General features: G+C 36.2%; 15 protein-coding genes. 6 read left to right on the top strand and 9 right to left on the bottom strand.

Going from position 1 to position 20163, the window contains the following annotated elements; translation table 11 throughout:
- Nucleotides 1–3 precede the first annotated feature (3 nt).
- The 3 genes from RM706_RS00955 (at nucleotide 4) to RM706_RS00945 (ending at nucleotide 5589) form a co-directional block, all read left to right on the top strand.
- On the top strand, nucleotides 4–2499 hold the full coding sequence (locus RM706_RS00955) for a DUF5686 family protein (protein WP_311349147.1): 2496 nt from the start codon (nucleotides 4–6) through the stop codon (nucleotides 2497–2499).
- A 66-nt stretch (nucleotides 2500–2565) separates the two neighbouring features.
- Entirely contained in the window at nucleotides 2566–3093 is a 528-nt protein-coding gene (locus RM706_RS00950) for an inorganic diphosphatase (RefSeq protein ID WP_311349146.1), read from the top strand.
- 117 nt (nucleotides 3094–3210) lie between these two features.
- Nucleotides 3211–5589 (top strand): sodium-translocating pyrophosphatase, encoded by a 2379-nt coding sequence (locus RM706_RS00945; protein WP_311349145.1) that lies wholly within the window; start codon nucleotides 3211–3213, stop codon nucleotides 5587–5589.
- A gap of 256 nt (nucleotides 5590–5845) precedes the next feature.
- On the opposite strand, the gene RM706_RS00940 is transcribed toward RM706_RS00945, so the two are convergent.
- The 6 genes from RM706_RS00940 to RM706_RS00915 all read right to left on the bottom strand — a co-directional run bounded on the left by RM706_RS00940 (nucleotide 5846) and on the right by RM706_RS00915 (nucleotide 11819).
- A complete protein-coding gene (locus RM706_RS00940) occupies nucleotides 5846–6811 on the bottom strand; it encodes a carboxylesterase family protein (RefSeq protein ID WP_311349144.1) in 966 nt (321 codons plus the stop codon).
- A gap of 9 nt (nucleotides 6812–6820) precedes the next feature.
- On the bottom strand, nucleotides 6821–7342 hold the full coding sequence (locus RM706_RS00935; protein ID WP_311349143.1) for a hypothetical protein: 522 nt from the start codon (nucleotides 7340–7342) through the stop codon (nucleotides 6821–6823).
- Nucleotides 7343–7500: 158 nt separating this feature from the next.
- Nucleotides 7501–8637 carry a helix-turn-helix domain-containing protein gene (locus RM706_RS00930; protein ID WP_311349142.1) on the bottom strand — a complete coding sequence of 379 codons (1137 nt, stop codon included), beginning with the start codon at nucleotides 8635–8637 and terminating at the stop codon, nucleotides 7501–7503.
- A gap of 78 nt (nucleotides 8638–8715) precedes the next feature.
- The gene (locus RM706_RS00925) at nucleotides 8716–9894 is read right to left on the bottom strand and encodes a PQQ-dependent sugar dehydrogenase (protein WP_311349141.1); all 1179 of its coding nucleotides are present in this window, start codon (nucleotides 9892–9894) and stop codon (nucleotides 8716–8718) included.
- A gap of 34 nt (nucleotides 9895–9928) precedes the next feature.
- A complete protein-coding gene (locus RM706_RS00920; protein WP_311349140.1) occupies nucleotides 9929–10981 on the bottom strand; it encodes a TolB family protein in 1053 nt (350 codons plus the stop codon).
- Between the two features lie 223 nt (nucleotides 10982–11204).
- Nucleotides 11205–11819: a deoxynucleoside kinase gene (locus tag RM706_RS00915; protein WP_311349139.1), complete on the bottom strand. Its 615-nt coding sequence runs from the start codon at nucleotides 11817–11819 to the stop codon at nucleotides 11205–11207.
- 261 nt (nucleotides 11820–12080) lie between these two features.
- On the opposite strand from RM706_RS00915, the gene metK reads away from it, so the two are divergent.
- Nucleotides 12081–13334: a methionine adenosyltransferase gene (gene metK / locus RM706_RS00910; protein WP_311349138.1), complete on the top strand. Its 1254-nt coding sequence runs from the start codon at nucleotides 12081–12083 to the stop codon at nucleotides 13332–13334.
- Nucleotides 13335–13338: 4 nt separating this feature from the next.
- Here the strand turns inward: metK and RM706_RS00905 are convergent, their stop codons facing one another.
- Nucleotides 13339–14271: an ion channel gene (locus RM706_RS00905; RefSeq protein WP_311349137.1), complete on the bottom strand. Its 933-nt coding sequence runs from the start codon at nucleotides 14269–14271 to the stop codon at nucleotides 13339–13341.
- A 131-nt stretch (nucleotides 14272–14402) separates the two neighbouring features.
- Here RM706_RS00905 and RM706_RS00900 point away from each other — a divergent pair, with 131 nt between their 5' ends.
- Together RM706_RS00900 and RM706_RS00895 are read left to right on the top strand one after the other, a co-directional pair.
- Entirely contained in the window at nucleotides 14403–16337 is a 1935-nt protein-coding gene (locus RM706_RS00900) for a CocE/NonD family hydrolase (protein ID WP_311349136.1), read from the top strand.
- Between the two features lie 9 nt (nucleotides 16338–16346).
- Nucleotides 16347–16874 (top strand): PaaI family thioesterase, encoded by a 528-nt coding sequence (locus tag RM706_RS00895; protein ID WP_311349135.1) that lies wholly within the window; start codon nucleotides 16347–16349, stop codon nucleotides 16872–16874.
- Here the strand turns inward: RM706_RS00895 and RM706_RS00890 are convergent.
- Both RM706_RS00890 and RM706_RS00885 read right to left on the bottom strand, forming a co-directional pair.
- Complete coding sequence (locus tag RM706_RS00890) at nucleotides 16871–18337, bottom strand: mannitol dehydrogenase family protein (protein WP_311349134.1); 1467 nt, start codon at nucleotides 18335–18337, stop codon at nucleotides 16871–16873. The two genes, RM706_RS00895 and RM706_RS00890, sit on opposite strands and share 4 nt — an antisense overlap.
- Before the next feature lie 3 nt (nucleotides 18338–18340).
- A complete protein-coding gene (locus tag RM706_RS00885) occupies nucleotides 18341–20053 on the bottom strand; it encodes a purine-cytosine permease family protein (RefSeq protein ID WP_311349133.1) in 1713 nt (570 codons plus the stop codon).
- Nucleotides 20054–20163: the final 110 nt, after the last annotated feature.

Below are 20163 nucleotides of genomic sequence, written 5' to 3'. Positions count from 1 at the left end.
AACATGAAAAAATTCCTTTTTCTAATTTCATTTTTACTGGTTTCTATAGTAAGTTCACAATCAAAGGTGAGTGGTATTGTGCAAGATGAATCAGGTTCACCTGTTGCTTTTGCCAATATTGTCTTTAAAAACTCTTCAGAAGGGACCATCACAAATGATAACGGTCGATTTTATTTTGAATCTGATGATACGTACGAAACCTTAATAATTTCTTTTATTGGTTATGATACTCAGGAAATTAAGCTAGATCAAAAAGTAAACTATGATTTAGAGATAGTAATGGTCGAATCTGCAGAACAGTTAGATGAGGTGATTGTCTATACAGGTAAGCAATCAAAAAAGAATAATCCCGCTATTGACATTCTCAAAAAAATCTGGGCTAAAAAACGTGTGAACGGAGTTCGAAAGTTTAAAAGTTATCAGTACGATAAGTATGAAAAAGTAGAGTTTGATTTGAACACGATTGATAGTGCCTTAATCAAGAGTAAGCTTTTCAGGGGCTTAGAATTTATATTTCAAGATTTAGATACCTCACGCATTACTGGTAAGACCTATTTGCCAATGTTTTTAAATGAAGTTTTTTCTAAAATATATGGTGATAATTCATATCAATTAGAAAAAGAAGATGTTCTCGGCAATAAGAATTCTGGTTTTGGAGGTAATCAGGCCATTACGGCATTTGTTGAAGATCTTTATACTGATTATGATATCTATGATAACTATTTGAAGTTTTTTGACAAGAGTTTTACAAGTCCGCTTTCCAAAACCGGTGTTGATACCTATAATTATGTGCTTTCTGATAGCACCTTCATTGATAATAAATGGTGTTATAATATTATCTATTATCCACGTAGAAAAAATGAGCTTACATTCAAGGGGGATTTTTGGGTAAATGATACTACCTACGCCATTAAAAAAATCAACCTTGAAGTCACTAAAAGTGCCAATATTAATTGGGTAAAGGAGATTTATATTGAGCAAGACTTTGAAGTGGTCAGTGATTCTGTTTTTCTATTGAAGCGTGATTATATGTTGAGTGATTTTGCGTTTTCTAAAAAGGAAAAATCGAGAGGGGTTTATGGTAAACGGACAACGGTATATGATAATTATAAGTTTAACTTAGACCGTCCAGAAGACTTTTATAAGGCAAAATCCGACCCTTATGATCCTCGAGTTTTCCAACAAGACAGCACGTTTTGGAAAAATGCTCGTCTTGAGCGGTTAAACGATGATGAATCGGGAATCTTTAAATTGTTGGATACTCTAAAAACAGTTCCCAAATTCAATACCTTCTATAATATAGCGAGTATTATGGCTTCTGGTTATGTTGAAATTGATAAGTGGAATATAGATATTGGAGATGTTTATAGCACTTTCGGATTTAATGATGCTGAAGGAATTCGTTTAAGGGGAGGAGCGCGGACCTATTTTACACAAAATGATACCTGGCGGTTAGAAGGCTATATGGCATATGGGTTTGAAGATAAAAAGTTCAAGCATGGTTTCTCAGGCAAGTTTCTATTGGATAGAAAATCTCGTTTGATTTTATCAGGTGGTAATCGTCGGGATATTGAGCAACTCGGTATTAATTTGACGGCCACGAATGATGTTCTTGGTAGAAGTATAGCGTCATCAGCCTTAGTCTCGGTAGGAAATAACAATCGGTTGACAAACATTAACCTCTCGGTCATCAATTTTGAAATGGAACCGGTGAAGAACCTTAGGGTTAATTTAGGGGGTTCTTTTAGGCAATTGAGCTCGGCGCTACCCGATGCTTTTAGCCTTGATTATGTAGACCCATCGTCTCCAACCGGCATATCCTCTGAAATAGAACAGTTTGATATCAATACAACGCTTATCTATACTCCAGGAAAGAAGACTATAGGTTATGGGGTAGATCGTTATGACGTCAACGAAAACTATAGTACCTTATTATTAAACTACACCGTTGGTCTTGAAGGTTTTCTGCAAAGTGATTTTGATTACCAGCGTTTGCAATTTTCCTATACCCAACCTTGGCAATTAGGTGGTTTTGGTAGATTGACAAGTACTATTGAGTTGGGCAAAACCTTTGGAGAAGTCCCTTTAGGTTTGTTAAGTGTAATTCCAGGTAATCAAACCCTGTTTTCATTGTACAATACCTTTCCTAATTTAGATTTTTATGAGTTTGTGACCGATACATATGCAACCTTGCACCTTGAACACAATTTCAATGGAAGATTGTTTTCAAGAATACCATTTCTTAGAAAATTAAACCTACGTGAAATAGTAGGTTTAAGAGGTGCTTGGGGTTCTATTTCTGATGAGAATATTGCTTTAAGTGCTCCAACAAATATTCCTCTTTTGGCACCAAATGATGAGATTTATTGGGAGTATTCACTGGGAATCGGAAACATCTTTAAAATCTTTAGGGTTGATTTTAATTTTAGGGGTAACTATCTTGATAATCCAGATGCCCGTGCATTTGGGGTCACCGGAACTTTTGGATTTAATTTTTAATTAATATTCGGAAAGCAATTAAAAGGTATTTTTGGCGTTTGATAAAATTGATTTTAAATAAGCAAAATGGCTAAAAAAGAAGCAGTCACTTTTGATGTTTTGATAGAAATACCAAAAGGCAGCAGAAATAAATACGAATACGATTTTACACTTCATAAAATACGTTTTGATAGAACCTTGTTTTCTTCTATGATGTATCCTGGTGATTATGGTTTTGTTCCCGAAACCTTGGCGTTAGATAAAGATCCTTTAGATGTATTGGTTTTGGGTACTGAGCCAACCTATCCTATGGTAGTTATGGAGGTAAAGCCTATTGGTGTCTTTCATATGACCGATGAAAAAGGACCAGATGAGAAAATTATCTGCGTGCCAGTTTCCGACCCAATTTGGAGTAAAAGAACTGATATTTCTGATTTGAATCCACATCGTTTAAAAGAAATTGAACATTTTTTTCAAGTATATAAAGATTTAGAAGAAAAAAAGGTAGATACCGGAGGATGGGGAAATGCAGATGAAGCTATTAAAATATATCATGAGTGCGTAAAGCGTTATGATGATAGTGAGCACAAGAAAAAAAGGACGTTTATTATATAACTTATCTTATTAAAAAATAATAAAAAGCAGCAGTTGGCTGCTTTTTTTATTAGTGGCTATTTTACTACATTTGCAGGCATTAAAAATTCTTAAAAAAATCATAATTAACTAACAACTATGGAATTAATCGTAAAGTTTTTGCCGGTATTCGGGGTTTTGGCGCTATTGTACGTTTTTATAAAAAGCGGATGGGTATCAAAACAAGAAGTAGGTGATGCTAAAATGGCAAGGATTGCCAAAAATATTGCTGATGGGGCAATGTCTTTCTTAAAAGCAGAATACAAAATATTAAGCATATTCGTTATTGCCGTTGCTGTTCTCTTGTTCTTTAAAGGAAGTAATGAAGAAGGGTCTAATGGAATGGTAGCAGTATCATTTGTTGTAGGTGCCATTTGTTCTGCTTTAGCTGGTTTTATTGGCATGAAAGTGGCTACCAAAGCAAACGTTCGTACTACGAATGCTGCAAGAACCTCGTTAGGTAAGGCCTTGGAAGTAGCTTTTGCTGGTGGTGCCGTAATGGGTCTTGGTGTTGTGGGTCTTGGTGTTTTAGGATTAAGCGGGCTATTTATGATATATAGTGGTCAAGGATGGGAGCTAGGTGAAGTATTGAATGTACTTTCTGGTTTCTCTTTGGGTGCTTCTTCAATTGCACTTTTTGCACGTGTTGGCGGTGGTATTTATACCAAAGCTGCTGACGTTGGTGCCGACCTTGTTGGTAAAGTAGAAGCTGGTATTCCTGAAGACCATCCGTTAAACCCTGCTACTATTGCAGATAACGTAGGTGATAATGTAGGTGATGTTGCTGGTATGGGCGCTGACCTTTTCGAGTCGTATGTAGGTTCTATAATAGGTACTATGGTTCTTGGTGCTGCCTTTACTCAAATTCCAGCTTTTTCTGGAGCTTTTGACGGCTTGGGCGCGGTATACCTTCCTTTGGTATTAGCAGCTATTGGTATTATCATGTCTATTATTGGAACCTTTTTTGTAAAGGTAAAAGATGGAGGTAATCCTCAAACCGCATTAAACATTGGTGAATTTGGTTCTGCCTTTTTAATGTTGATAGCATCTTATTTTATTATTACAAATATGTTACCAGAAAGCTGGACATTCAATGGAGTAGAATATGGTTCAATGGGTGTGTTTTTTGCGGTAATTGCAGGTTTGGTTGCAGGTCTTGCAGTTGGTAAAGTAACAGAATATTATACAGGTACTGGTACAAAACCAGTAACCTCAATTGTACGTCAATCTGAAACTGGAGCAGCAACAAACATTATTGCTGGTTTAGGTGTAGGTATGATGTCTACCATGTTTCCTATTATTTTAATTGCAGCTGCAATTTTGGTTTCGCATCATTTTGCTGGTCTTTATGGTATTGCAATTGCTGCAGTAGGTATGTTGGCAAACACTGGTATCCAATTAGCTGTTGATGCTTACGGACCTATTTCTGATAATGCTGGTGGTATTGCTGAAATGGCGGAATTAGAACCAGAAGTTAGAGAGCGTACTGATAAATTAGATGCTGTTGGTAATACTACTGCTGCTATTGGTAAAGGTTTTGCAATTGCTTCAGCAGCTTTGACTGCTTTAGCATTATTTGCCGCTTTTATGCAAACTGCTAATGTAACTGCTATTGATGTTTCAAAACCAACAGTAATGGCTGGTTTGTTAGTGGGTGGTATGTTACCTTTCGTGTTCTCTGCACTTTCTATGAATGCTGTGGGTAGAGCTGCAATGGCAATGATTGAAGAAGTTCGTCGTCAGTTTAGAGATATTCCTCAATTGAAGGCTGCATTAGAAGTAATGAGAGCTGTTGATTCTGATATGTCTAAGGCCACTGCTGAACAAAGAGCAACGTTTGATGCCGCTGATGGTTTAGCAGAATATGATAAGTGTGTAGATATTTCAACAAAAGCTTCTATTAAAGAAATGGTATTACCCGGCCTTTTAGCGATTGCTGTTCCTGTAGCTGTCGGTTTTATAGGTGGTGCTGAAATGTTAGGTGGGCTTCTTGCTGGCGTAACCACTTGTGGAGTGTTAATGGCAATCTTTCAGTCTAATGCTGGTGGTGCTTGGGATAACGCCAAGAAAACTATCGAAAGTGACGGTAAAAAAGGTACTGATGCCCATAAGGCTGCTGTAGTAGGTGATACTGTTGGTGATCCATTTAAAGATACTTCAGGTCCTTCATTAAACATCTTATTGAAATTAATGTCTGTCGTGGCATTGGTGATTGCACCAAGTATTGCAATCAGTGCAGATACTATGATGGCTTATAACGAAGATAAAATGGCTACTGAAGTTGTTGAAAAACAAATGGAGCAACAAATTCGTGTTGAAATGAGCAATACAGAAAATGGTGATTTTAAAGCTGTTGTTACTTCATCTGCTACCGTTAACGGTGAAATAATAGAAACTGTAAAAGAATTTACTGGTGCGACTAAAGAGGAGGTGAAAACTCAAGTAGAGGCTTATAATAAGTCTATTACAATAGAATAAGTTTGGCTAGACCTTCCGAATTAATCGGAAGGTCATCCAACCAACCAAAACCTGCAAAGAGAACTTTGCAGGTTTTTTTGTTTTATGTAAGTTTGAGCGTAGTCGAGAACTAATCAATTGACTTAGTCAAAAAAAATCTCGACTACGCTATATTTGAAAGGCTAGTCTTTCAACCTTAAATTATACAATGAAATTAGCGCAGCGTTATAGCTTTAAAAAGCCAAAATTAGGAAAGGGTATTTTTAAAGACGGAAGCCTACTCTTTTTTATATTGTAACATCCAATCATAAATGGATACATCAAAGGGAAATCTGGTTGTATGAGGGGTAAAATGATCTGAATATACCCTTGACCAAGCATCATGTCCCGTATTTTTGAATAGGGTTATTTTGGCCGGTGTTTGTGGATTTTTCATGTTAATAGAGTTTACTAAAGTTACCGAACCATAATTGGTAACCGCATCGACCGTAGTATCGCTATCACCATGGAAAGCCCAAATAGGTATTTTGGTAAGGTTGTCAATAATCCTTGGTTCCCCTCTTGCACTTATAGGAACAATTGCTGCCACATAATTGTCATCACCTCTTTCGCCAACATAATACCATGCACCGCCACCACCTAAACTTAGACCTGTCAAATAAATCCTTTTCTGATTTATCTGATAGTTTTCGATGAGATATGTAATAAAACTATGGATGTCGAAATGCGCCCAATATGTATTGTGTTTCAACCTTGGTGAGGCAACTATAAAGGGAAAAGGAGGATTCCATCTGTTTCCTGTTATCAACGAGGGTGGGGAAATTGCTCCTCCAAGTAATTCGTCAAGTTCTTCTATATCAGATCCCGTATAGCCAGATGGATCCCATCCGTGCAAGTAAACCAATAACGGATATTCTGGTCCATCTTTAGCATATCCGCTAGGAGTGTATACATGGTGGCCAAATCTTGCCGGAGTACTATATAATGGATATGCCGTATGAGTTCCTCCAATATCTATTGGCAAATTAACAAGGTCTGTAGAATCAATAACAATTTTTGTGGTTTCCAATATTACTTCATCGTTATCAATGAGGTCAATATCCTTACTAGAACTCTCTTCTTCTTCAACCAGCATCAAATCTTCTTCTGATGTTTTACTTTGAGTGCAAGAAAGACTAAAAATAAAAGCAATAAACAGTATTTTTTTTAATAGTGATGAGACCAAGTTTGTTTTCCTAATCATTTTGTAAATTTACATTTCAGATAATATAATCGTACCGGTATGATTACCATCGCAGTCCAAACCTGTTATATCTATACTGAAAGAATTGTCATCTACTAGCTCACCATTCCCTTCAAAAGTCCCGTTGCAGTTTGGAATAATATCATCCCATTCGAAATCTTCTAGCGTATTTTCACTTACTCTAAAACGGATAGTACCATCATTAGGTCCGCTATTACAACAGCTCAAAAAATTGTCTGAGATAAAAAATTCTCCTTCGAACATTCCAGTTGAACTCTCTTCAATTTTAGCGGAAATAGCTAGGTTCGTAAAAGTGGCGGTTGAAGTGGAAGAATTCCATAACCCTCGATAATTCCCTTCTTCAAGATTGAATATGCTCACTTCTGGGTCTTCTGGGGTTTCAGAAACATCTGGCATATCAGATTGTTCCGAAGTTGTCTCTTCAGGATTTTCTGAATCTTCACAAGAAGAGCTAAACAACAATATAAATATGAAGATTGAAAAAACCGGATTTATTACTGAAACATTCATTTGATTATAAATTTTTTGATTGCCCTAATTTGAACAACATCTAGGAAGTTGTCAACCATGTGGGTACAGTACTACATATTTCTATGAGATTATAGAATAGATAACCTTGGAAGGATTGTTAAAATCAAGGTTTTGTAGTTAAAAATTGAGCGGGAAATTTAAAGGTCTCTTTTTTTGATATACTCTCTGGGAGTCTGACCTGTAAGCTCTTTAAAAGCCTTATTAAAGGTGGATTTAGAATTGAAACCAGAATCAAAACTAAGGGTTGAAAATGTATGCGTACGGTGTTCCCCTTTTTCAAGTTTTTCAATGAACTCCTGTACTCTATAGGTATTTACAAAATCGTAAAAGGTCTTTTTTAAGACTTTGTTCAAAAACCATGAAATATCATTTGTAGAAGCATTTAGTCTTTTAGAAAATTCTGCTAGGTTCAGTTCAGGTTCCAGATATGCCTTTTGATGTAACATTAAAGTATCAATTTTTGCTTTCAATGTTTCGGTTTCTTTTGATGTAAGCCTTTGTGGGGTAACTTGCTCTTCCAATCTAAATAATTGAGGAAATGCAATCTCATGATATACCACAACACAAATACTTCCTAATAGGGCAAAATGCGTTATAGTATAGAATATTACTATCTGTTCTCCTGTCATGGTTATCAAGTGATGGCCAAAATAGGTGATTGCCCATGTTAAAACGAACATTAAAACAACCCATAAGAAAACCTTAATATAAACCAGAGCATTTTGAATGTATGAAATATGTTTTTTTTCATTTGATATATATTTTCTGAAATGCAGGTGAGTCTTGGCTAAGTAGAAAAAACAAGAAAGAATGGCAATAGCCTCAATTATCTTATGAGTGAGAAAAGAGTGACTTAGATTTGATAGATAATAATTAGGGGAAATGGAAATATTAATTAATACGATCAAAAAATAAATAATAGGAAGTACAAAGTGAGGTTTTGTAATATGAAAATTACTAGCAGAGGTAAGCCTTTTTATATAGGCATATAGATAGACAGGATATAAAAAAATAAACCCATCAAGAAAGTTGAAAAGTCTATGGTTTGAAAAGTTTGCATCCACAGTCCAACGCATTCCACGAAAAATCAATACCATATTGATAATGACAAAAATTATCAGGTACCGATTTGATACACTTTTTTTATAGTCTTTTCCAGCGAATTTTAACACGAAAAAAAGACCCAAAAACAGGACTATAAAATTGATAACAACCTCAAAATTGACCACAACAATAGTTTTTAACTTGTAAGATGCTAAGATAGAAATTAGCATGTGGTAAAATGAAGTTGCCAAAAAAATGAAGAGGTTGATAATTGAAGTTCTTTTTAATAATTACTAATAAATGTGCGACTAACGGGGAGATAGCCTCAAAATTCGCCCAGAATCGGAGGGGCTCGGACTTCTACTATCAATAGAAATCAATAAGTCACCATCGGGAAGTTGTGCAACATCCCTTACTCTACCTACTTTTTCAAGTACTATTTCGGTTTCATCCGTTTCTGGATTATACCTTAGTAAATTTTGAGGATATAAAGATCCCATAAGAAAGGAACCGTTCCATGATTTAAAATTACTGTCTTCCAATTTAAGTAGGCCTGATGGGGAAACCCTTAAATCATACCCCCAGTATTTTATAGGCAGAACAGTAGTTTCTAAGGCTTCTATTTCGGTCATAAATGAAACAGGACTAAAATTGTAGTTTAAACCATGGGAGAAAAGAGGCCAACCATAGTTTTCACCTTTGATGATAACATTGAGTTCGTCCCCACCAAGAGGGCCGTGTTCATTGGAATAAAGTACCTGATTCGTTTTGTCGTAGTGCATGCCCTGAGGATTTCTGTGCCCAAAAGACCATATACTTGAAGGTTCGAATGTACCTGATAATATTGGGTTGTCTGTTGGAATCCTACCATCTTCCATAAGACGGTGAATTTTACCCCTGTCGTTTAATAAATCTTGTGCTCCCGGTTCCGGAAAAGGATCACCTCCCATACCTACCGAAACAAAGAAATGCGTGTCGTTTTCCCAACTAATTCTTGAACCAACCGAAATCCCATTGGCTTTGAAAATCATTTCCACGTTTTCGGCATTGTCTCCCTGCAACTTAAACCTAGCTACCGTTAATTTTTGATCATTGGCCACGTAGGAAATATATACCAGCTTGTTGCTTGAGAATTCAGGATGTAAACTTATATCCATTAGGCCGCCCAGCACCAAATTATTTGCAGGCGTAAAAGAATAAGATTGGGGAATATTATTAATGGAAAATAATTCACCATTTTGGTAATGGTAGAGTTTACCTGTTCTATCGGTGCATAAAAAATCTTCATTATCAATTACTTCAATTGCCCATGGAATATTGAACCCAGTGGCAACTGTTCTTATTTCGACCAACCCCTGTGCAAAAATTGTTTCTGGAATGTCGTCGGATATTTCTTCTGGAAATTGGAGGACTTGATTTTCCTCATCTTCGCAAGAAGCTAGTATAACAAAAAGCAGTAAAATAGCCGCTTGGGTATATGGTTTCATTTTAAAAATGATTAAGTTATGGAAGGTATCTTTATTACTTAACAACATCTTTTACATTGGGGTACCAATAGCTTTTAGAAGAATGCTTAGAAATAATCGACGTTCTATTATTATCTAATTCATAAGAAAGGATTTGACCAATGCGCGAATTGGAATTTGATATTAAAGCATATATGATTCGATTCTCTTCTTTATTCCAACAAGGGTACCAAGTCACATTGTTAGGATCATAAAAAGTAATCTCCCTTTCATTGGAAATTGATAATAGGTCAGGATCAAAATCGGCAAAGGCAATTACGGCCCCCGCATCTATTCCATAAGTGAAATCCTTAACTTTCATATAAGTGATTTTGTTTTCACTTGGAGAGATGCTCATCTTATGCAAGAAATAGTTCGGAGAATTTATTTTTTCATATATAGGTCCATCACTAGTTGGTTTTAGCAAATAGTATTCAGCATTATCACCGTTTCTACGCACTAAACTTCTACCATCCTTTAATCCACTATACACAAATTCACTATTGGAAGGGTCAGATATCAATTCTTCCTCTTGACCATCATCGAGGTCAACACGATATACCCTGGTTCTATAGGGGAATAAACCTATAAATCGAGTAAATATAACCTTATTGGAACCATCTCTTGTCCACATAGGATTCCAATCTGTATGATTTCCACTGGTTAGTTCTTTAAATCCAGTGCCATCCACATTTATTACACAAATTTTGGTTTTCCAATTTTCCGGTTGGGAACTGCCCCCATAGTCCTCTACCCTAAAAAAAGCAATTTGAGTACCATCTGGAGAGTATGTGGGTTTGTAATCTAAATTACTTCTGGTCAAATAGTTGATGTCTACATTGTCCGAAGAACTGATTGCAATATTCAAATCCAGTGATGATACCCACTCTATGGGAGGAAAATCGACAGTGGAGTTCTCTACATCATGTTCTTCCACCACTTGGTTCGTGTTAATGGAATTAGATGTGTCATCTTTTTGACATGCTGTAAGAATGAGCAATAAAATTATTGGTGAGAACCTCATGTAGTATGAAATAAAAATAATCTTATTAAAGATAGATGCTGTCATCAAAAAAAAAGAATATGTGGGTACAGATGTACAAATTTATATTCGCTCTAGGTGAGAAATTATGGTGACTTATTCTTTGGAATATTACTTCTGCGAGAAGGTCTTGGATATATCAAAACCTAAATAAATTTTTAATGGTATAAAGAATAGTTCCAATTTATAAATTAAATTTTTCTATCCTTTTCTTTACTGGAATGTGCAAATATTTGGAATTTAGGATATTTTAAAACAACCCATGAATTTCAGCATCAATCTTATTAATAACCTGACCTAAATCTTCAGGTTCATCAACAAAGTTGATGTCGTCAACGTTTATTATCAATAATTTCCCTTTCTCATAGGTGTTCACCCAAGCCTCGTAACGCTCGTTCAAACGACTTAAATAATCAATCGAGATACTATTCTCATATTCTCGCCCACGTTTGTGAATTTGATTAACCAAATTAGGAATAGAACTACGCAGGTAAATCAATAAATCTGGTGGTTGTACCAAACTTTCCATAAGCTCAAAAAGACTCTTGTAGTTTTCAAAATCTCGGTTGGTCATAAGACCCATGGCATGTAAATTAGGGGCAAAAATATGGGCATCCTCATAAATAGTTCGATCTTGAATAACTTTTTTGCCGGCCTCCCTGATTTTTAAAATTTGGCGATAGCGACTATTTAAAAAATAGATTTGCAGATTAAAGCTCCAACGTTCCATTTGGGTGTAAAAATCATCCAAGTACGGATTATCAACCACATCTTCAAAATGAGCTTCCCATTTATAATGTTTTGACAATAATGTGGTTAAAGTGGTTTTTCCTGCTCCAATATTTCCGGCAACTGCAATGTGCATGGTGTAGTGTGTTTATGGCTATTTGATAAAAGTCGGAGCTTGCAATATACGAAGTATATCCAGTTACAAGAAAAATTTAAGCTTAAATGGCCATATGCGAAAATTTGATTTTCAAAGTTTTGATTTCCTAATCAATTACGTACTTTTGCCCACCAATAATGAGGATGGATTTGACTGATTGCAACCTCGATAAAAAATGCTAAAAAGTGGTGTAAACTTCTTTAAGCCTTTCCGTCAAATCTTCCGACAATATAGAATATAATGGCATATTTATTTACTTCTGAGTCTGTTAGTGAAGGTCATCCAGATAAAGTTTCGGATCAAATTAGTGATGCACTTTTAGATAATTTCTTGGCTTTTGATCCAGAGAGCAAAGTAGCATGCGAAACTTTGGTGACCACCGGACAAGTTGTTTTAGCTGGTGAGGTAAAGAGCAATACTTATTTAGATGTGCAAACTATTGCGCGTAACGTTATTAATAAAATTGGTTATACCAAAGGGGAGTATCAGTTTAGTGGTGATTCTTGTGGGGTGATTTCTCTGATTCATGAACAGTCACAAGATATTAATCAAGGGGTCGATAGGGCAACCAAAGAAGAACAGGGTGCTGGGGATCAAGGCATGATGTTTGGTTACGCTACAAAAGAAACTGAAAACTACATGCCCCTGGCATTGGATATTTCACATAAAATCCTTCAAGTTTTAGCAGATTTACGAAATGATGGAACTGAAATTCCTTACCTACGTCCTGATGCTAAAGCACAGGTGACTATTGAATATTCAAATGATAATGTGCCTCAGCGAATAGATACCATAGTGATTTCTACCCAACACGATGATTTTGATGAAGATGAGAAGATGTTGGTGAAAATCAAATCAGATATTGTTTCTATTTTGATCCCCAGGGTAGTTGCTCAATTTCCCGAGCATGTTCAGCAGTTGTTCAATAATCGGATTACATACCATATCAATCCTACAGGGAAGTTTGTAATTGGGGGGCCACATGGTGATACGGGATTAACCGGGCGTAAAATTATTGTAGATACCTATGGGGGTAAAGGAGCACATGGTGGCGGAGCTTTTAGTGGTAAAGACCCAAGTAAAGTAGATCGCAGTGCCGCGTACGCGGCCAGACATGCGGCTAAGAATTTAGTAGCCGCCGGTGTTGCAGATGAAATGCTCGTTCAGGTTAGTTACGCCATTGGTGTTGTAGAACCTACCTCAATTTTTGTAGATACCTACGGTACCTCAAATTTGAATTTAACTGATGGACAAATTGCAGAACAAGTGTCTGAACTATTTGATATGCGACCTTTCGCAATCGAAGAAAGACTGAAACTTAGAAACCCTATTTATTTAGAAACTGCGGCCTATGGGCATATGGGTAAAACCTCAAAAATGGTAACAAAAGTTTTTGAGTCACCTTATAATGGGCGAATAGAAAAGGAAGTAGAACTATTTACTTGGGAAAAGTTAGACAAAGTAGACGAGGTTAAAGTTGTTTTCGGACTTTAAAAGTTTAATCATTTAAGGCTGCTTTTTCCGTAATATCAATTTTGCCAACGTCTATAACAATTCCGTTTTTTTCTTGGGTTACGGTATACTCAAATTTGGCACCCCATTTTATTTCAGATGCCTTATACGAAGATCTTGAATAAACACTTTGCGAGGTGGATTCATCAAAAGCTTTCATAGAAACAATAAATTCAGCATCTTTTTCTAGCAATTGCCCTTCTTTTAGTTCAAACAAAGGGCTAGAATTGGAAATAGGGTGAACAATGGTCCACATATAAGGCATAAACGCAACCTTGTCGCGTTCCAGTTCCAGTACATAAAAATCACGTAATTCAGAATTTTCACGTTTCATCGCGAGGTTAAGCTGTACTTCTAATTCCAATAGATGGTTATTTTGCGGATTTACAACCCTAAACATAAACCCATTGATATCTTGGTAAGGTGCGATAACTGCAGTTGCGCTATATTGAATCATTGTTGAAGGCCTAGAAAATCTTCCATAAAGTAAACCTGTTGCCAATGCAAATCCTAAAAGGCCTAACATAGATTCAACAGCGGCCACGGTATTTGCCAAATTGCTTATGGGCGCCACGCGGCCGTAACCAAGTGTTGTAATAGTCTGTGCGCTAAAGAAAAAAGCTTCGATAAAACCTTCTAGCGTGGTCGTCGTTTTAAAACCTGTTAGGTTTTCAACACCTATGATACTGTAAGCAGAGGCAAATACAAGGTTAATTATAAAATAACCCAAAAGTATGAGACCAAAAAATTGTGGCCAAGACATGGTAATAAGAGAGTGGAAAAAATTGAGTCGTTCAAAAAATGGAACATTTATTTTCTTCACATTAAAAGAACCGTCTTTATTGATGGCTCTATATCCACCCATATCTTCTTTAGTGCCTAAACCAAGGTCATTGAAGTTTTTCTTTTTTCGCGCCATCTTTTATAGATCAAGATTTTGGTTATTTACAAGAATACAACTTTTTGATTTTATGATTGTATATGCTTTACATGCACTTTGGTCTCTATGTTTTTTTCGTAGTTTTATCTACCATTCAAAATGTTTAGTTTATGAAATCTATGCTCCGCATATTACCTTTAGTTGTATTTCTTTTAATCAGTTTTCAATCATGCAAAAAAACAGCTAAGAAAGAAGCTGTCGAAGTCGAAGAAACCTATGTTGCTGATAACTATAACAAGAAAGAGGTAGATATTGAAATGCGAGATGGTGTCACTTTACACACGACTATTTATTCACCAAAAGACACCTCAAAAGAATACCCTATTTTGATGCAACGTACCCCTTATAGTTCAAGACCTTATGGAGAAGGACAATATAGAAGGCAAATAGGACCCAATGTGAACCTTATGAAAGAGGGGAATATTATTGTGTACCAAGATGTGCGAGGACGTTGGTTAAGTGAGGGGCACTATGAAAATATGCGGGCTTATATTCCTAATAAAACTTCAAGTGAGCAGGTAGATGAAAGCACTGATACTTATGATACGATTGAATGGTTGGTCAATAATGTTGAAAACAACAATGGTAATGTTGGTGTATGGGGAATTTCATACCCTGGATATTATGCGACGTACGCTACTATTGATGCACATCCTGCTTTAAAGGCATCTTCTCCGCAAGCTTGTATCGGTGATTTCTTTTTTGATGATTTTCACCATAATGGTGCTTATTTGTTAAGCTATTTTAGAGCAACTTCCTTGTTCGGAACCCCAAGGCCCAATGGCGACCAACCCATCGATACTGCTTGGTACACTTTGCCCAATATTGGAACCGAAGACCAATATCAGTTCTTTTTGGACAAAGGACCTCTTAAAAACTTGAATTCATTTTTTGAATATGGATTAAAGGACGAAATATCCATAGCGCCAGATGGTATGACGGATGATTTCTTTTGGAACGAACTGAAGGAACATCCTAATTATGATGAGTTATGGCAGAGTAAAGGATTGATTCAGCATTTAGATAAATCTAAGTCGCATGTGGCTACCATGATTGTCGGTGGTTGGTTTGATGCTGAGGATTTATATGGTCCGTTAGAAACTTATAAGAATATTGAGAAGAATAGAGAGGGCTATAATACAATGGTCTTCGGACCATGGGATCATGGGCGTTGGGCAAGAAGGAGCGAGCGCAATTTAGTAGGTAATTACTATTTTGGCGATTCTATTTCTACATTTTTTCAAGATAAAATTGAAACGAAGTTTTTTAACCACTTTTTAAAAGGTGAAGCCGATGGCAATACGGGCTTGCCCGAAGCCTATGTTTTTGATTCAGGTCGCAAAGAATGGAAAGAATACGATTCTTGGCCACCAAAAGAGGTTGAAAAAGCACGTATGTTCTTATCTGAAAATCAAGCTTTGACGACCGAACAAAAAGGTGTGACAGGTATTAAGTTCATAAGCAATGTTAAAAAACCTGTACCTTATTCAGAAGATGTAAAATCGGTATTTACACCTAGAAAGTACATGACAGATGACCAACGTTTTGCCGCCCGACGTTCTGATGTTTTGGTTTTTGAAACTGATGTTTTAGAAGATGATTTAACCTTGGCAGGTGATATTATGGCAAATCTAAAAGTGACAACTACTGGTGATGCCGCTGATTGGATTGTTAAAGTAATTGATGTACATCCTTCAGACGCTGAAACCAATGAAGAAATGCAAGACCATTTAAAAATGAGTAATTATCACTTAATGGTGCGTAGTGAGGTGTTACGAGGTAGGTTTAGAAATAGTTTTGCAAAGCCCGAACCTTTTATACCAAATAAAAAAACTGATGTAAATATTAAACTGCAAGATGTCTTCCACACTTTTAAAAAGGGACATCGATTGCAAATTCAAGTACAGAGCACTTGGTTTCCTCTAATTGATTTAAACCCACAAACCTATGTGGAGAATATCTTTAAAGCAGATGAATCAGATTTTAAAACTCAAACACATACCGTATTTACAGATTCTAGTTTAGAATTTTCAATATTGAGATAATAGAATTCCATGTCATTTTATCAAAAACTTACAGCAATTGGAACCAAATTTGTAAGCAAGCATAAATTGTTTAAACATGGTTTTAATCTATCTCCAATGTACCGAAGGAGTACTGGAAAGATTATTGAGGTCAGTGAGGATTTAATGTTCATTAAAGTAAAACTTCCTATTTCATATAAAAATCGAAACTATGTAAACTCCATTTTTGGTGGTAGTATATTTTCAGCTGTAGATCCCATACCAATGGTCCAATTGATGAATCTATTGGATAAGAATTTTGTGGTTTGGGATAAATCTGCTCAAATAAATTTTAAGAGACCGGCTAAAGAAGATTTGTATGCCGATTTTAAATTTACTGAAGAGGAATTAAGTCGAATTAAAGCTGATGTTGCTGATAATAATGAAATTGAATTGGTAAAAACTACTTTTTTAAAGAATAAAGAAGGCTCTAAGGTTTATTGTGAAGTTCATAAAACTATCTATGTTGCCAATAAAGAGTTTTACAAAGAAAAAAGATTGAAATCTAAAAAAAACTAAACCAAGTTTCCCATCTGCTTTTTTACATCACGATGGTGATATAAGTCTTTTACCATAGTTTCATATAGTGTTACGAATCGTTCATTTTTAGCCAAATCACCAAAAATTGTCTCTTGCTGAATAAAAGTTAGCGGACCCTTTTGCGCTGTCTTCTCTAATACTACTTTTTGGCTATCAATTACATCCAAAGGCATATCGTTCAGGTCAGTTTGTTTGTCAGAATAATAACACCAAGCAGAAATCACCAAAGTACCTAGTGCTATGTTTCCTTCATTAACTAGATTCTCCTTAATTGTAGGAATTAAAAATTTAGGAAGCTTGGCAGCACTTTCTGAGCAAATTCGGCTTACACTATCCTTAATATTTGGGTTGGCAAAACGCTCCCGTAAGCTCTGTTTGTAAGCACCTAAGTCAATACCATTCACGGTATCCAATACAGGAGTAACTTCTAAGTCCATAAATTGCTTTAAATAGTTGTTAAAAAGAGAGTCGTCAATACATTCATTAATAGTTTTATACCCGTTTAAGGCTCCAAGAATACCTAAAACCGAATGCCCGGCGTTAAGTAAACGGAGCTTCATTTTTTCATAGGGTTTTACATCGGGTACGAACTGTACTCCGACCTTTTCTAGATTAGGACGACCATTAGAAAATTTATCTTCAACTACCCATTGTATAAAAGGCTCAGAGGTAACCGGCCATTCGTCTTTTAGACCATATTTTTCTGCTATAAAGGAAATATCCTCAGTAGTTGTTACCGGAGTTATACGGTCTACCATGCTGTTCGGAAATTTTACTTCTTTTTGAATCCATTTAGCTAACTCAGGATTTTGTTTTTGGGTAAACGCTAGCAACATTTTTTTAGTAACATCTCCATTATGTTCGATATTGTCGCATGACAAAATGGTAAAAGCTGGTAACTTATTGTCTCGCCTCTTTTTTAAAGCTGCCGCTAAATATCCATAAACCGATTTTGGTTTTTCAGGGCGTCGTAATTCTTCTTGAATAATCGGGTTTTTAAAATCAAATTCGCCTGTAGAAGGATTGAAATTATAGCCTCCTTCGGTAATAGTTAATGACACAATTTTAGTGTCTTTATGCGCCAATTCATCAATAACGGATTGAACGTCTTCAATAGCGAATTTGTAATCGACAATAGCACCTATGATATGAGATTCAACAGTTCCGTTTGGGTGTTTTACCAATAATGAATACAGATGGTCTTGCTTTTTTAAGATAGCACTGATATTACGGTCTTCTTCCCGTAAACCAATACCACAAATACCCCAATCATCTGAGTTGCTTGTTTCTGTTAATTTTTGCAAATAATAGGCCTGATGGGCTCTATGAAAACCACCAACACCAATATGAACGATGCCTGTTTTTAGTTCGCTTCTGTCAAAAGATGGCTTTGAAATCTGCGTATCTATTGCAGCTAAGTTTTGTTGATTTAATTGCCGCATACTTTAATTTTTTGATTTTCCACGTTGCAGGTTCCAGTAAGCCGTAATAAAGTAAACTAAGGTGCAAACAAATGCATAAGTGTAGAAGGTTTCCCGGTTTTCTAGATAGCTAATTTCAGTAAGGCTACCAAATAACACATTAATAGCTAAGGCCAGTGTAATACCTAAAGATATTATGGCGATGACCTTTAACAGTTTTGAAAGAATAGAAACATCTTTTTTCTTCTGAGGTTCTTGACTAGCCTTATGTTCTTGAAATTTTTCAATTTGTTCTTGTTGAAGTTTTTCGTTTTTAACTTCTTCTGGATACGACTTTTTTGCCCCGTAACGAGAAGCTAAAAACGTATAAACAAAAATTGTAAAAATCCAAGTTGGGATAAACAGATAAAAGAATGGCATTATATCAAAGGCATTTAACCCAAAACCAAATAAGAGTCCAGCTCCCCATGAGGCCACAGCTGGAAAGCTGAAGGAAAGCTGTCTATAAGAAGACCAATATCGGGTAAAGCCAATTCTTGGAAAAATTTGATGTTCAGCAAAAACTATTGCCCCAACTGGTACAACTAACAATCCAGCATAGGTGAGTAAAGGCAGTATTTGAGAAAAAACAAAAGGAAAACAGGCGATTCCCATAGTAACCAAGCCCACGATAAGAGTAGTTTTTTTCCTTGAATTATTAATAAAAATGGCCTGCGCCGCTAATCCAGCTCTATATAGATTAGTAATGGCTGTTGTCCAACCGGCAACGATTACAATTACAAAACCTGACCAGCCTAAGGCGTAGTATGCAACATCGCCAGGGTCAAGAGCTACAATTGATTTTCCTAGAATTACGGCTGCCCCAGCGCCCATGATTCCTGCCGCTATCCATGCAACATAGTGGCCAAACATCATTCCTGTGCTTGTAGCTAACCCATAAATTTTCTTTTTAGCGAAGCGCAAAAGGGCCATATCAATAAGTCCAAAATGAGTAATAGTATTGGCAGCCCATGCAAAACCAATCACCTCTATTAAACCAATACCAGGATCTCCATTACTATCGACCCCGGTCCAAATAGACTGATTCCCTAGATTTATAAAATCACTCCAACCGCTTGGTAAAGTTTTATCTAAAACATCAAGTGATAAAGCAGGCAGCAACACCATTGCACCACTAGTGAACATAACAAATAACCATGGGGCGCATACCCCAGAAAAATCAGAAACAGCGTTAAAGCCATAAATAGCAATAGAAACCACCACGATACCTACACATAAAACAATAAATATGAACCAAAGGTTGGTTGGGTACCAATTTAACTGGGCGGGAATATTGAAGGCAAAGCGTACCGCTGTAGAAGAAACCGTAATCATTGCAGCTGATATCACAGAAAAAATAATGACGTTAGCCCAATTATAAAGCTTGGTCATAGAGTCACCCGCTATTTTGTTGAGGTAGGTGTAAAGACTTAGTCGTGTATCAACAGCTATAGGAGAGGTAATTAACGTCCAACTTAGAACAGCTAAAATATTGCCGATTAAGAGTCCTAATAAAATATCCATGGTTTTCGCGCCAAGTGCCACAAAGGTTGCACCAATAACAAATTCGGTTGCAGCTACATGTTCTGCCGCATACAATCCGGCAAAGTGTGTCCAATCGTGTAATTTATGCTTTGCAACAGGTAGTTGTTCTTCATCTAACTGTTCTAAATTTTTAAAAGCATCGGCAGTATTCATTTTAAACTTTGTTCTTGGTTAGTAGTTAATTTTGCTTCGATTAAAATAGGGAGAAGAATCGAATTAGCAATATTCGAATGTTGTTGTCAAATAACATCTCACCAAAACAA

Source organism: Croceitalea rosinachiae, assembly GCF_031846445.1.
Lineage (GTDB): Bacteria > Bacteroidota > Bacteroidia > Flavobacteriales > Flavobacteriaceae > Croceitalea > Croceitalea rosinachiae.
Note: the sequence above shows the minus strand (reverse complement) of the source record. Positions and strands in the feature narration are given on the sequence as shown.